The sequence below is a fragment of the Pseudolabrys sp. FHR47 genome (assembly GCF_005153485.1).
Classification (GTDB): Bacteria; Pseudomonadota; Alphaproteobacteria; order Rhizobiales; family Xanthobacteraceae; genus Pseudolabrys.
Window position 1 is genome coordinate 1,806,353 of record NZ_CP039740.1, and the last position, 12,807, is coordinate 1,819,159.

Below are 12,807 nucleotides of genomic sequence, written 5' to 3' on the forward strand. Positions count from 1 at the left end.
GATGCCCGCGACGCCTCTGGCGTGGGCGGGCCTTATCGACTCAGCGCCCCGCGAAACGCGAGGCTAGAAGCTTCTCTGCGGCGGCTGAGCCGCCGCCGGGTGGCAATCCGTTCGCCGCAACTCCTCAATTCCGGACAGCGCCTTTCCGATGCGGATCGGGTCTTGCGGTGGTCCGTCGTCGGGCGTATAAATGACTGACCAGTCAGTCATAGTACACTCAGTCCTGGCAAGATGGGTTGCGCGTGGCAAAGAAGCCTGCAGCACGGAAAAAGGCGCGGAAGCCAACCGCTGCGAGGAGCCTTGCGCCGTCGATCCGTGCGGGAACGGGTCGCAACGGCAAGAGCCCGGCTTCGGCGCCGGGGACTGGCCGCGAGGCGCGAAGCGCCGAACGTCGCGAGGTCATTCTCAACGCGGCGCTCGACGAGTTCGCCGACCGCGGGTTCGAAGCGGCCCGGCTCGATGACGTCGCCAAACGCGCCGGCATCGCCAAGGGCACCATCTATCTCTATTTCCGCGACAAGGAGACCTTGTTTCAGGAACTGCTACGCGAAATGCTGACGCCGATCGTGGGCGGCTTCGAGACGCTGGGGCAGGCCGATATCCCGGCCAAGCAACTGGCCGAGCGCATGCGCGACGTCTTCGTCCACGAAGTGTTCGAGACCAGGCGCAAGGATGTGATCCGCCTGATGATCTCCGAGGGCCGGCGCTTTCCCAAGCTCGCCGAATTCTACTATCGCGAAGTGTTGTCGCGTATCTTTGAGGCGCTGCACGCAATCCTGAAACGGGCCGCCGCGCGCGGCGAAATCCCGCAGTCGCTCGCGGAGTTTCCGCAACTCATCGCCGCGCCGGCCCTCCTCGCCGTCGTCTGGACCGGACTGTTCGGCAATGTCGCGCCGCTCGACGTGCGAAAGATGATGCAAACCCACATCGATATTCTGCTCGCTCCGAGGACTAAGCCATGACTGTTCGTTATGCCGCGCTCATGCTGGTGTCGCTCGCGCTCGCCGGCTGCGAGAAGGGGCCGGACCGGCAGTTGCAAGGCTGGGTCGAAGCCGAAACGATCTTCGTGTCGCCGGACGAGCAGGGCCGCGTCGAAGAGCTGAAGGTGCGTCAGGGCGACAAGGTCACGAAGGGCGATCTCCTGTTCACCCTCGACGACGATCTGCAACGCGCCGATGTGCAGGTTCGGCAGGCGACCTTGGCTGCCGCGCGACAATCTTACGCGCGCGCCGAGGAACTGCTGAAGACCGCGGCCGGCACACAGAAGACACTCGACGACGCACGATCCGCCTTGCAGCAGGCGCAGGCCAATCTCGACGCGGCGCAAACACGGCTGACGCGGCGGCGTCAGTTGAGCCCGGTCACCGGATCGGTCGAGGAGGTTTATTACCGCCCGGGCGAGACCGTGCAACCGGGCAAGCCGGTCGTTGCGCTGCTGCCGCCGGCGAATTTGAAGGTACGCTTCTTCTCTCCGGAGCGCGAACTGGCCGCCATCCAGATCGGCGATGTCGTCGGCGTGTCCTGCGATAGTTGCCCGACAGGGCTGACGGCGAAGGTCACCTTTATTGCCCGCAGCGCTGAATATACGCCACCGGTGATCTACAGCCTCGAGGAGCGCGCCAAGCTCGTCTACCTGATCGAGGCGCGGCCGGACGATCCATCAAAACTGCGCGTCGGCCAGCCCGTCACCGTTACACGCGGAGGCAAGCCGTGAACGCTGAAGTGGGCCGCGACGTCGCCATCGACGTCCAGCACCTGACCAAGCGCTTCGACGGCCGCGCCGTGGTGCGCGACGTCTCGATGCAGGTCAGGCGCGGCTCGATCTACGGCTTTCTCGGGCCGAACGGCTCCGGCAAGACCACGACCATCCGGATGCTGTGCGGCCTGCTGACGCCGGACGAGGGCACCGGCACCTGTCTCGGCTATGACATCCGTACCGAAACCGACAAGATCAAGCAGCACGTCGGCTACATGACGCAGAAATTCTCGCTGTATCAGGACTTGTCGGTGCGCGAGAACCTGGAATTCATCGCCCGGCTTTATGGCCTGGAACGCCCGCGTGCGGCGGCGCGCGGGGCGATCGAGCGCCTCGGACTTAAGGGCCGCGAGGAACAGCTCGCCGGCGAATTGTCGGGCGGCTGGAAGCAGCGGTTGGCGCTGGGCGCCTGCACATTGTCGGGCCCTCAACTGCTCCTCCTCGACGAGCCGACCGCGGGCGTCGATCCCAAGGCGCGGCGCGAATTCTGGAACGAGATCCACGCGCTCGCCGCCGAAGGGCTCACCGTGCTGGTGTCGACGCATTACATGGACGAGGCCGAGCGCTGCCACGAGATTGCTTATATCGCCTATGGCGAGCTCCTGGTGCGCGGTACCGTCGAGGAGGTAATCGCGGCGTCGAACCTCACCACCTATGTGGTAAGCGCGCGGAACGGCGACGGCATCAATGCACTCGGCCATGAACTCGAGCGCAAGCCCGGCGTCGACATGGTGGCGCCGTTTGGCACCAGCCTGCACGTCTCGAGCCGCGACGGCGCCGCGCTCGAAGCCGCCATCGCGCCTTATCGCGAGCGCCGCGATCTCGTCTGGCAACGGTCGGAAGCATCGCTCGAGGATGTGTTCATCGACCTGATGGGCCGCGCCAAGGATAACTTCCAATGAACCAGGTCATTCCCGCAAAAGCACCGGGACGCATGAGCGGCAATGGCTTCTGGCGCAAAACCTGGGCCATGCTGATCAAGGAGTTCATCCAGCTCAAGCGCGACCGCGTTTCGTTCGCCATGATTGTGATGGTGCCGTTGATGCAGTTGCTGCTGTTCGGCTATGCCATCAACACGACGCCGCGCGATCTGCCGACCGCGGTGCTGTTGCAGGAATCGAGCGACGTCGGGCGCTCCATTTTGGCCGCGCTCAAGAACACGCGGTACTTCAAGGTCACGGAACTGCCGCGCACCGAGGCGGAATTCGACCAACTGCTCGCCTCCGGCAAGGTGCTGTTCGGCATCGAGATCCCGGCGAATTTCGAGCGCTCGCTCCGGCGCGGCGAGAATCCGGCAATGCTGGTAGCAGCGGATGCGACCGATCCGGTCGCGGCGGGTTCGGCGCTGTCCGCGCTTAACCGGCTGGCGCAAACGGCCCTGCAGCACGACTACGCCATTCCCGCCGCGGGCACGCCCGCCTTCGAGATCAGAACTCACGCGCGATACAATCCGGCCGCCAAGACCGAGCTGAACATCGTGCCAGGCCTTGTCGGCACCATCCTAACCATGACCATGCTGATCTTCACGGCCTTGTCCGTGACGCGCGAGATCGAGCGCGGCACTATGGAAAATCTGCTGTCGATGCCGATCACGCCGGTCGAGATCATGCTCGGCAAGATCATTCCCTATGTCGCAGTCGGCTTCGTGCAGGCGGCGCTGATTATCGGCATCGGCATCCTGCTGTTCGGCGTGCCGTTGCTCGGCAGTCTCGGCCTGCTCGCGGCGCTGAGCACGCTTTTCATCGCCACCAATTTGGCGACCGGCTACACCTTTTCGACCATCGCGCAGAACCAGCTGCAGGCGATGCAGATGTCGATCATGTATTTCCTGCCGAACATCCTGCTGTCGGGATTCATGTTTCCGTTCGCCGGCATGCCAGTCTGGGCGCAGTGGATCGGCGAGGCGCTGCCGCTGACGCACTATCTGCGCATCGTGCGCTCGATCATGCTGAAAGGCGCCGGGGTATCCGATCTGCATTACGACGCGGCGGCGCTCGCGGTGCTGATGCTGATGGCGATGACTATTGCCGTGACACGTTTCCGCCGCACGCTCGATTAGAGTTTCTGGGCGAGGCTGAGCCTGAAATAAGGGCTGGAGTGACCGTCGGTGTCGCGGGCATAGCCGATCGCGGCCGACCATTCGACATCGCCGGTTTTCATGCTGGTGATGTGCAGCCCTATGCGGCTCTGGCGATAACCGTCGCTGTCGAAGACCTGCAACTCGGGCCCTAGGTAAAAGAATTCCTCGTTGAGCAGTTCGCCTGCGACGCGCCAGCCCAAGGCGAGCCGCGCCGAATGACTGGTCGACAGCGTGCCCAGCGACACATCGCCCGCAATGAGTGTCTCCGTTGTGGGCTCACTCCACAGTTCGGCGGCGAAACGCGCGCCGAAGTTCTGGCCGCGCAGACTGTTGCCGGGGTCGTCCGGCCACAGCCAGTGCTTCTGCCATTCCGGGCCGAAGAAAAACTTCATTTCGGTGGCGCCGCGCTTGATGCGAAAGCCGGGTAGAATTTGCATCTGCCACTCGGCGCCGCGAACTTCCTGTCCCGGCATGCTGCCGGGCCAGTAGCGGTAGACGCCGCCGTTCACCAGCAGCTTGAGCATGAAGCCGTCGCGCTCGAAACCGCCCGGCGCGTAGAGAAAGCCCGAATAGGCGAAGACGCCGTTGCGCCAGGCATCGCGGCCGGAAAATTGCAGCGTGGTGGGGTCGTCGTCCGCGGTGTCCGCAATGGCCGGGAAGCCGCAAATGCAAATGGCGGCCGCGACGAGTGCCTCGCCCATGCACTTGCCGAGTCTCATCGCGGCCCCGTCCGCTACGCATTACCGCCGGACCACAACTACAGAGAGAAGGTAACTCCGTGTCTACTCCTCGCATAGAATCGCGCAAAAGTAGTATAAGGTTGTGCCGTCAACTGATACGCGGTTGAGTCGCAGTGAGCCGGCGCGGGGGCTCGCCGAGGGTACGCCGGATCATGGCAGAGAAAGCCGAGGCGCTGGCATAGCCGACCGACGCCGCGGATTCGGCGACCGACACGCCATTCGACAGCCGCGCCAGACCATCGACCGCGCGGAGGCGGGCGCGCCATTCGGCAAAGCCGAGGCCGGTTTCCTGACGGAACAGGCGGGCCAGCGTCCGCCGGCTGGCGCCGGACTCATCCGCCCAGCGGTCGAGGTCATGGTCGACGGCCGGGTCGTCCAGGAGCACGCGGACGACGCGCAAGACTCGCTCGTCGCGCGGCATCGGCACGTCGTAGCGGCGCTCGTCCAGACGGCCGATCTCGGTGAGAATGAGCCGGGCAATAGCGCCGCCACGATCTTCCTCGGCGTAGTCCGCCGGTTCCTTCAAAAGGGCGAGGATCAATTCGCGCAACAGCCCGGACATTTCGGCGAACACCGGGTGGCGCGGCAGGCCCACGCATCGGGCCTGGTCGATATACACGGTGCGCATCTCGACCTTGCTCCGCATCGTGACTTTGTGCGGCAACTGCGGCGGCAACCAGATCGCCCGGGCCGGCGGCAGAATCCAGGCAGCCTGCTCAGTCTCGACCCGCATGATGCCACTGGTGGCATGGAGCAATTGACCACGGCGGTGGATGTGCAGGGGAATGTGCTCGGTGGCCGCGCAGGTCTTGGCCATGACCGCAACGGGACGCGGCGCATCGTCGAGGTTCTGACGGTATTCTGGTAGAGAGGCGGGCATGGTGGTCCTTTTGGCCCAAACGCGACGAAAATCGACCGAACATCGCCAAATGGCAAGACCTATATTGCGAGGCATTCTCAGATTCGATGTGCCTCGGAAAGCCTCGTCCATGACCGCCACCACAACTGCCGCCGCCCCAGCCGACGAGACCGCCCGCCGACGCTCCATCACCTTCCTGAACATCGCGCACGGCTTCGACCACTACGTGCTGCTGATCTATCCGACGGTCGTCATCGGACTTGAAGCGGTTTACGGCCGGCCTTACAGCGAGCTGATCGCGCTCTCGAGTGCCGCCTTCGTGGCTTTCGGCCTTTTCTCATTGCCGGCCGGTTGGCTCGCCGACCGCTGGAGCCGCCGCAACATGATGGCGGCGTTCTATCTCGGCTGCGGCCTGTCAATGATCGCGGTGGCGATGGCGCCGAACCTGATTGTGCTGTCCATTGCGATGTTCGCGATTGGGATATTTGCCGCCATCTACCATCCGGTCGGCATGGCGATGCTGATTGAAGCAGCCGGCGCGAGTGGCGGGACGATCGGCCGCACGCTTGCCTTCAACGGCGTCTGCGGCAATCTCGGGGTCTCGCTGGCGGCCGGTATTTCCGGTGCGCTCGCCTGGTGGATCGGCTGGCGCGCCGCGTTCTATGTGCCGGCAGCGTTCATGCTCGTCGCGGGTATCTTCTATCTCCGACTGACGCCGGACGATCGCCACCACGCCAGCAAGCGCCAGAGCAAGGCTGCGGTGCCGCTGACCGCGAAGCTGATGGCGGTGATGTTTGGCCTGTTCCTGGTGATCGCGCTATCGGCCGGTCTTGTGTTCAACGTGCTCACCATTGCGCTGCCAAAGGTTGTCGATGAGGGCATGGTGAAGGGTGTGCCGCTGGTGCTGGTTGGAAGCGTTGCCACGGCGGTGCTGCTGTGCGGCGCCCTGGCGCAGCTCGCCATCGGCCGTCTCGTCGAGCGCTTTGCGCCGCATTACCTGTTCGCGGTCGTGACCTGCCTCGGCTTCGTCGGCAACTTCTGGGCTTCGCAGGCCGATGGCATTCCGTTGATGATCGCACTCGCCATCGCGATTGCCGCGATCTACGCGCAGGTGACGGTCAACGACATCATCCTCGCCCGCTATACCGCGGATGCCTGGCGCGGCCGCGTCTATGCCGTGCGCTATTTCACCTTGTTCATTTCCTCCGGCATCGCCATCGGCATGATCGCGCTGCTGCACAAGACCGGGGGCTTCGGTCTCGTGCTCGGCGCCAATGCCGCGGTGGCGCTGGTGATGTTTCTCACCACGCTGGCGCTCACGGCCATGGTCGTGAATATCGAGAACCGGCAGGCCCTGCAGCCGGCGGAATAGGCACTGCGTCAATCGCTCCGCACCCTCTCGCCGGGAGGGAGCGAGCGACTGCATAGGACGAGATTTGGCAAACGGCTGCCGCGATTGAAAAAAAGCGGGAGAATTTCGACTTATCGATCTGCTGTTCTTAAGCAAATCATTATTTGCCTGATCGAAATTTTGGCAGGTTTTATTTTTTCTTGCTCCTCGGTCTTGCTGTCCATCGCAGTTGCGGCAAAGGTCGGAACCACGGAACAATTGTGGAGCATTGTCATGCGCATTTTGACGACCCGATCCTTAATTCGTGTGTCGCTGGCCGGCGCTGTTGCGGCGGCCGTCGGTATGAACCTGGCCTCGGTGCAGCCGGCCGTGGCGCAAACGACGCTCGTCAATGTGTCATACGATCCCACGCGCGAGCTTTACCGCGACTACTCCGAGTACTTCGTCAAGTACTGGAAAGAGAAGACCGGCAAGACGATCGAAATCAGTAACAGCCACGGCGGCTCGGGTGCGCAGGTCCGATCCGTGATCGACGGCCTGCCCGCCGATGTGGTAACCTTCCCACTCGAAGGCGACATTCTCGGCATTCAGCAGAAGGGCCTGATCAGCGCCGACTGGAAGAGCAAATTCCCCGCCGATTCCTCGCCCTATACCTCGACCATCGTTTTCCTGGTCCGCAAAGGCAACCCGAAGGGCATCAAGGACTGGGACGATCTGATTAAGCCGGGTGTGGTGGTGATCACGCCGAACCCGAAGACATCGGGCGGAGCGCGCTGGAATTACCTCGCGGCCTGGGCCTACGAGTTGGAGCGCAGCAAGGGCGATCAGAAAAAGGCCCAGGATTTCGTCGCTGCGATCTACAAGAATGTGGCGGTGCTTGACACCGGCGCGCGTGGTTCGACCAACACCTTCGTGCAGAACAAGGTCGGCGACGTGCTGATCGCTTGGGAGAACGAGGCGCTCCTCTCGCTCAAGGAGTTCGGCGCGGACTACGAAATCGTCGTGCCGTCTGTCTCGATCCTCGCCGAGGTGAAGGTGGCGATCGTCGACAAGAACGTCGACAAGAAGGGGACGCGCGAGGTCGCCAAGGCTTTCCTCGACCAGCTTTATTCGCCCGAGGCGCAAAAGATCTTCGCCAAGAACTTCTACCGGCCGGGCAAGCCGGAGCATGTCGACCCTGCCAATCTCAAGGCCTTCCCGAAAGTCAAGCTGGTCAAAGTCGATGAGGTATTCGGTGGATGGGCCAAGGCTCAGCCGACCCATTTCGACAACGGGGGCATTTTCGACAAGATATACTCGAAGAATTGACGCGCCCCGGCGCGACCGAGCACACTGGCGGGCCGTGTGGGCAAATCGCATCCCCACGGCCCGCCATATTTATGGGTATCGGAGCTAATTCGTTATGTCTGGCATTCGATTCCGGGAAGCAAGTATTATCCCAGGCTTTCGGCTGACCTTCGGTTTCACGGTCTTCTATCTTTCCCTCATTGTTCTCATTCCGATTATCGGGCTCTATATCAAGACGTTTGAGCTTGATTGGGAGCGCTTCTGGGCCATCGTCACCGGACCACGGTTCATGGCCGCGATGCAACTGAGCTTCGGGGCGTCGCTGCTCGCTGCGTTGTTCAATGTCATCGTCGGCGTCGTCATCGCATGGGTCCTGGTGCGCTATCGTTTCTTCGCGGCGCGTCTTCTCGACGCCATCGTCGATCTGCCTTTCGCCTTGCCGACCGCGGTCGCCGGTATCGCGCTCACCGCGCTCTACGTGCCGCAAGGCTGGCTCGGCCGCCTGTTCTCGCCATTCGGCATCACCATCGCCTATACACCGGTCGGCATCTGGATCGCGCTGGTGTTTATCGGTTTGCCCTTCGTCGTGCGGACCGTCCAGCCGGTGCTCGAGGACTTCAGCCGCGAGGTTGAGGAAGCCGCGGCAACGCTCGGCGCGCCGCGGCGTGCGACGATTTTGCGCGTCATTCTCCCGCCGTTGATCCCTGCGATTCTCACCGGGTTCGCCCTCGCATTCGCCCGTGCCGTCGGCGAGTACGGCTCGGTCATCTTCATCGCCGGCAATATCCCGAGGAAAACCGAGATTTTGCCGCTGCTCATCGTGTTTCGTCTGGAGGAGCGTGACTATGCCGCCGCGGCTGCCATTGCCGCTGTGATGCTGACCATTTCATTCGTCATTTTGCTCCTGATCAACCTGCTCCAGGTGTGGAGTTACCGGAGGTTCGGGAATGGTTGAGCCCGCCATGAAAAGCCACATGATCGTTTCTCCCGTCAGTGAAACACGGCCGGTTCGACTGACGCTGATTGGAATCAGCATCTTCGTGCTGGTGCTGTTCCTGATCATGCCGCTCATCGCGGTGTTCGCGCAGGCGCTTGGTCTGGGCATAGGCCCGGCGCTGGCGACATTCCGGGATCCCGATGCGATTGCCGCGATCAAACTGACGCTGCTGGTCGCGGCGATTGCCGTTCCCTGCAATCTCGTTTTCGGCGTCGCTGCCGCATGGGCCATCGCGAAATTCCGTTTCCGAGGGCGGGCACTGTTGATTTCGTTGATCGACCTGCCTTTTTCGGTGTCGCCGGTCGTCGCCGGTCTCGTCTACGTGCTGCTGCTCGGGCCTTTCACGCCAATCGGTGCCTGGTTTCTCGAGGATTTCAGCGTTCGGATCATCTTTGCCGTACCCGGCGTCATTCTCGCGACGATCTTCGTCACCTTTCCCTTCATCGCGCGCGAACTCATTCCGTTGATGCAAGATCAGGGAACGGGCGATGAGGAGGCCGCCTTGTCACTGGGGGCGTCCGGCTGGCAGACGTTCTGGCGTGTGACTTTGCCTAACGTGAAATGGGCGCTGCTCTATGGCGTCCTGCTTTGCAATGCGCGCGCCATGGGCGAGTTCGGCGCGGTTGCGGTGATCTCCGGAAAGCTCAGGGGTGAGACGGTGACGATGCCGTTGCAGATTGAGCTGTACTATCAGGAGTTCAGGGCGTTGGCGCAGGTGGCTGCTTTCAGCCTCGCGGCGGTGCTTGCCGGGCTTGCGCTTGTAACCCTGGCTGTAAAGACGTGGCTCGAATGGCGCTATGCGCATCAGCTCGCGGCCACCAGAAACGGACATTGAGACAAGACGATGGAACTCAGTATCAGGAACGTCCGCAAGGAGTTCGACCGGTTTGCGGCGTTGCATGACGTCTCGCTCGATATCTGCTCCGGCGAGTTGATCGCATTGTTAGGGCCTTCCGGCTCCGGCAAGACCACGCTGCTCCGCCTGATTGCAGGGCTCGATTTCCCGAACGAAGGCAAAATTCTGTTTGGCGATGAAGATGCGTCCTTCAAGTCGGTCCAAGATCGCCATGTCGGCTTTGTCTTCCAGCACTACGCGCTGTTCCGTCATATGACGGTGGCGGAGAATATCGGCTTCGGGCTGTCGGTGCGGCCGCGTGTATCGCGCCCGCCAAAGGCTGAGATTCAACGCCGTACGCTGGAGCTGCTCGATCTGGTCCAGCTTTCCGGATTGGAGAAACGCTATCCGAGCCAGCTTTCGGGCGGTCAGCGTCAGCGCGTGGCGTTGGCGCGGGCGCTCGCCATCGAGCCACGCGTGCTGCTGCTCGATGAGCCGTTCGGCGCGCTCGATGCCAAGGTACGGCGCGAACTGCGTCACTGGCTGCGCGAGTTGCACGATAAGACTGGGCATACGACGGTGTTCGTCACCCACGATCAGGAGGAGGCACTGGAGCTCGCCGACCGCGTCGTGGTGATGAGCCAGGGCCGTATCGAGCAGGTCGGCACGGCGGACGAGATTTACGACCGCCCCAATTCGCCTTTCGTATTCTCCTTCATCGGCGAGACAAGCGAATTGCCGGTGACCGTGGAAGGCGGCAAGGTGCTGTTCGAAGGCCATCTGCTCGATCTGCCGCCGAGCGAGGTGCCGAACGGTCCAGGTTGGCTGTTCCTGCGCCCGAACGGCGTCAACCTAGTACCGGATGGCCCAGGAGCGATCGTCGGCACGATCGTGTCGGTTCACCGCAGCGGCGGATTGCGTCGCGCCGAATTGCTGGTCGGGAAAGGCGGACACAAGATCGAAGTCGAGTTACCGCTCGACACGCCGTTCGACAATACGAGCCGCGTCCCCATTCTGCCGCGGTACTGGCAGGTCTTTCCTGCCGGCTGAGTTGTCAGCTTTTCAGTCGCTCGATCAGCGCCATCGCTGCGGCCGGTGCCTTCACCTTGGCTTCATGGATGAAGTAGATGAAGGCATCGCGTGGCTTTTTCGGCGCGGATTTCTTGTCGACGCGCGGCAGGTCGGCTGGGTCGCCGCCTTTAACCCAGACCCTGGCGCGATCGGCCCATTGGTCGAGCGCCTTGGGCGGGTAGCCGGCCTTGAGCTTTTCATCGCCTTTCTGCAGCCGGGCATAGACGAAGTCGGCGGTGATGTCGGCGATCTCGGTATAGGTCTCGTGCTCGGCGTAGCAGATGGCGACGCCTTTCTTGCGCGCCAGCGCGATGAACTCCGGCGATTTGAAAGTGTCGTTGCGCACCTCGACGACATGGCGCAGCGCACGACCGTCGAACTTGTCCGGCAGCAGATCGAGGAAGGAGCCGAAATCGGCGGCGTCGAATTTCTTGTGCGGCGCGAACTGCCAGAGCAGGGGACCGAGCTTGGGGCCGAGCTCGGTGATGCCGGAGTCGAGAAACCGTTTGATCGAGTCGCCGGCTTCCGCCAGCACGCGACGATTGACCGCATAGCGCGGCCCTTTCAGCGAAAACACGAACCCGTCCGGCACTTCTGAGGCCCATTTGGCGAAACTGGCCGGCTTCATTGTCGAATAGAAGGTGCCGTTGACCTCGATCGAGGTCAGATGTTGCCCCGCATATTCGAGTTCGCGCGCATGCGGCAGGCCTTTGGGATAGAAAACGCCGCGCCACGGCTCGTAGGTCCAGCCGCCGACACCGACGTAAGCCTTTGCCATGTAAGGTTTCATTAAGGTTTTCGTCACGTTATCTACACAATCGGGGTCTATAGAATAGGGCAAGCGGCGCCGGATTGCTCAAGCGATCTGCGCCCAGACGGCCACGATAAGATCGACGACGGCGGATGTACCCGCGTTTGATCTTCTCCGTGGTCGTTTTCGTTTTTGAGTGCGCATCGGTCATGTGTCGCAGGCTACTGCGTCCGCCGATCCCGTCCACCCGATTTCTCCTCTTTGAAGCCACGTCTTACGCCGAGGTCGTGGAACCGAGCCGCGCATTGGCGGCGCGTAGCGCCGCGTTTTCTTCCTCCAGCGACTTGATGGTGTGGAACAGCCGCGCGGTCGACAGTTGCAGGAAGTAGAAGCCGAAGGTCGGGTTCTGGAAATAAAGCTGCATCACGTGATCGTAGGAGACGGCCAAAGTCTCGCCGGTCTCGATACATTCGATGGTGGCCGTGCGGGCCTTGCCGGGTTCGAGCAGGCCGAGCTCGCCGATGATGCCGCCAGCGCCGATGTCGATGCCGCGTTCGACTACACGGAACCGCCCCGACATGATGAAGTGCAGTTCGCTTGCGGGATCGCCCTTCTGAAACAAGGTCGTTCCGGCATCGAAGTGACGCTTGGTCGTGAACGGCTTGAGCCAATCCAGCGATAGATCGCCATTGGCGGCGTCGTTGACCTGACGGATCAGGCGCTTCATCTGCCAGAAGCGCAGGGCGTTGATCGGGAACAGGATGATGTTGAGGATCAGTGTCGGATAGATCGCGGCCAGCGTCGACCACAGGATGAACAGGCAATTGGTCGTCATCGCCACGACGCGCAGCGGGATCATCGTCTTCATCATGTAGCCGATGATGTTGAGGATGACGGCCGCGGCCGATACGAGCATGACAAAGTCGATGTCGTTCAGCGACGTAGGAAAGTGCATTGCCAGGTTTTCCGAGGGCGATTGTGACAGTGATGCGACAGCGGGCAAATGGAGAGTCGTCAGCCTAGCGGATGTGACGTGGCCCGCAATTGCCGCGGCGTGAATTTCCGACGGCGGCACAGGGT

The 12,807-nt window shown here is 62.2% G+C and carries 13 protein-coding genes; 9 read left to right on the forward strand and 4 right to left on the reverse strand.

The window, feature by feature from the left end; genetic code table 11:
* Positions 1-242 precede the first annotated feature (242 nt).
* From E8Q40_RS08880 to E8Q40_RS08895, 4 genes are read left to right on the forward strand one after another with little or no spacing between them, the layout of a single operon-like run.
* A complete protein-coding gene (locus tag E8Q40_RS08880) occupies positions 243-962 on the forward strand; it encodes a TetR/AcrR family transcriptional regulator (protein ID WP_246663045.1) in 720 nt (239 codons plus the stop codon).
* Positions 959-1,714, forward strand: coding sequence for an HlyD family secretion protein (locus tag E8Q40_RS08885; RefSeq protein ID WP_137044042.1), 756 nt, complete (start codon positions 959-961; stop codon positions 1,712-1,714). Before E8Q40_RS08880 ends, E8Q40_RS08885 begins: the two co-directional genes overlap by 4 nt.
* Positions 1,711-2,658, forward strand: a complete 948-nt coding sequence (locus tag E8Q40_RS08890; RefSeq protein WP_168197781.1) for an ABC transporter ATP-binding protein — start codon at positions 1,711-1,713, stop codon at positions 2,656-2,658. Before E8Q40_RS08885 ends, E8Q40_RS08890 begins: the two co-directional genes overlap by 4 nt.
* Positions 2,655-3,815: an ABC transporter permease gene (locus E8Q40_RS08895; RefSeq protein ID WP_205995742.1), complete on the forward strand. Its 1,161-nt coding sequence runs from the start codon at positions 2,655-2,657 to the stop codon at positions 3,813-3,815. Before E8Q40_RS08890 ends, E8Q40_RS08895 begins: the two co-directional genes overlap by 4 nt.
* Here the strand turns inward: E8Q40_RS08895 and bcsS are convergent.
* Positions 3,812-4,555 carry a cellulose biosynthesis protein BcsS gene (gene bcsS / locus E8Q40_RS08900; RefSeq protein WP_137044043.1) on the reverse strand — a complete coding sequence of 248 codons (744 nt, stop codon included), beginning with the start codon at positions 4,553-4,555 and terminating at the stop codon, positions 3,812-3,814. The genes E8Q40_RS08895 and bcsS overlap by 4 nt on opposite strands.
* Positions 4,556-4,664: 109 nt before the next feature.
* Positions 4,665-5,393 carry a helix-turn-helix transcriptional regulator gene (locus E8Q40_RS08905; RefSeq protein WP_168197782.1) on the reverse strand — a complete coding sequence of 243 codons (729 nt, stop codon included), beginning with the start codon at positions 5,391-5,393 and terminating at the stop codon, positions 4,665-4,667.
* Positions 5,394-5,565: 172 nt separating this feature from the next.
* On the opposite strand from E8Q40_RS08905, the gene E8Q40_RS08910 reads away from it, so the two are divergent.
* The 5 genes from E8Q40_RS08910 to E8Q40_RS08930 all read left to right on the forward strand — a co-directional run bounded on the left by E8Q40_RS08910 (position 5,566) and on the right by E8Q40_RS08930 (position 10,955).
* A complete protein-coding gene (locus tag E8Q40_RS08910) occupies positions 5,566-6,807 on the forward strand; it encodes an MFS transporter (protein ID WP_168197783.1) in 1,242 nt (413 codons plus the stop codon).
* Positions 6,808-7,059: 252 nt separating this feature from the next.
* Complete coding sequence (locus E8Q40_RS08915; protein WP_137044046.1) at positions 7,060-8,094, forward strand: sulfate ABC transporter substrate-binding protein; 1,035 nt, start codon at positions 7,060-7,062, stop codon at positions 8,092-8,094.
* Between the two features lie 94 nt (positions 8,095-8,188).
* The gene (cysT, locus tag E8Q40_RS08920; RefSeq protein WP_137044047.1) at positions 8,189-9,028 is read left to right on the forward strand and encodes a sulfate ABC transporter permease subunit CysT; all 840 of its coding nucleotides are present in this window, start codon (positions 8,189-8,191) and stop codon (positions 9,026-9,028) included.
* Positions 9,021-9,905: a sulfate ABC transporter permease subunit CysW gene (gene cysW / locus E8Q40_RS08925; protein WP_137044048.1), complete on the forward strand. Its 885-nt coding sequence runs from the start codon at positions 9,021-9,023 to the stop codon at positions 9,903-9,905. Before cysT ends, cysW begins: the two co-directional genes overlap by 8 nt.
* A 9-nt stretch (positions 9,906-9,914) precedes the next feature.
* Positions 9,915-10,955 carry a sulfate/molybdate ABC transporter ATP-binding protein gene (locus E8Q40_RS08930; protein ID WP_137044049.1) on the forward strand — a complete coding sequence of 347 codons (1,041 nt, stop codon included), beginning with the start codon at positions 9,915-9,917 and terminating at the stop codon, positions 10,953-10,955.
* Between the two features lie 4 nt (positions 10,956-10,959).
* Here the strand turns inward: E8Q40_RS08930 and E8Q40_RS08935 are convergent, their stop codons facing one another.
* Together E8Q40_RS08935 and E8Q40_RS08940 are read right to left on the reverse strand one after the other, a co-directional pair.
* Positions 10,960-11,754, reverse strand: coding sequence for a DUF72 domain-containing protein (locus E8Q40_RS08935; protein WP_246663046.1), 795 nt, complete (start codon positions 11,752-11,754; stop codon positions 10,960-10,962).
* A 247-nt stretch (positions 11,755-12,001) separates the two neighbouring features.
* Positions 12,002-12,682: a Crp/Fnr family transcriptional regulator gene (locus E8Q40_RS08940; protein ID WP_246663047.1), complete on the reverse strand. Its 681-nt coding sequence runs from the start codon at positions 12,680-12,682 to the stop codon at positions 12,002-12,004.
* Between the last annotated feature and the right edge of the window lie 125 nt (positions 12,683-12,807).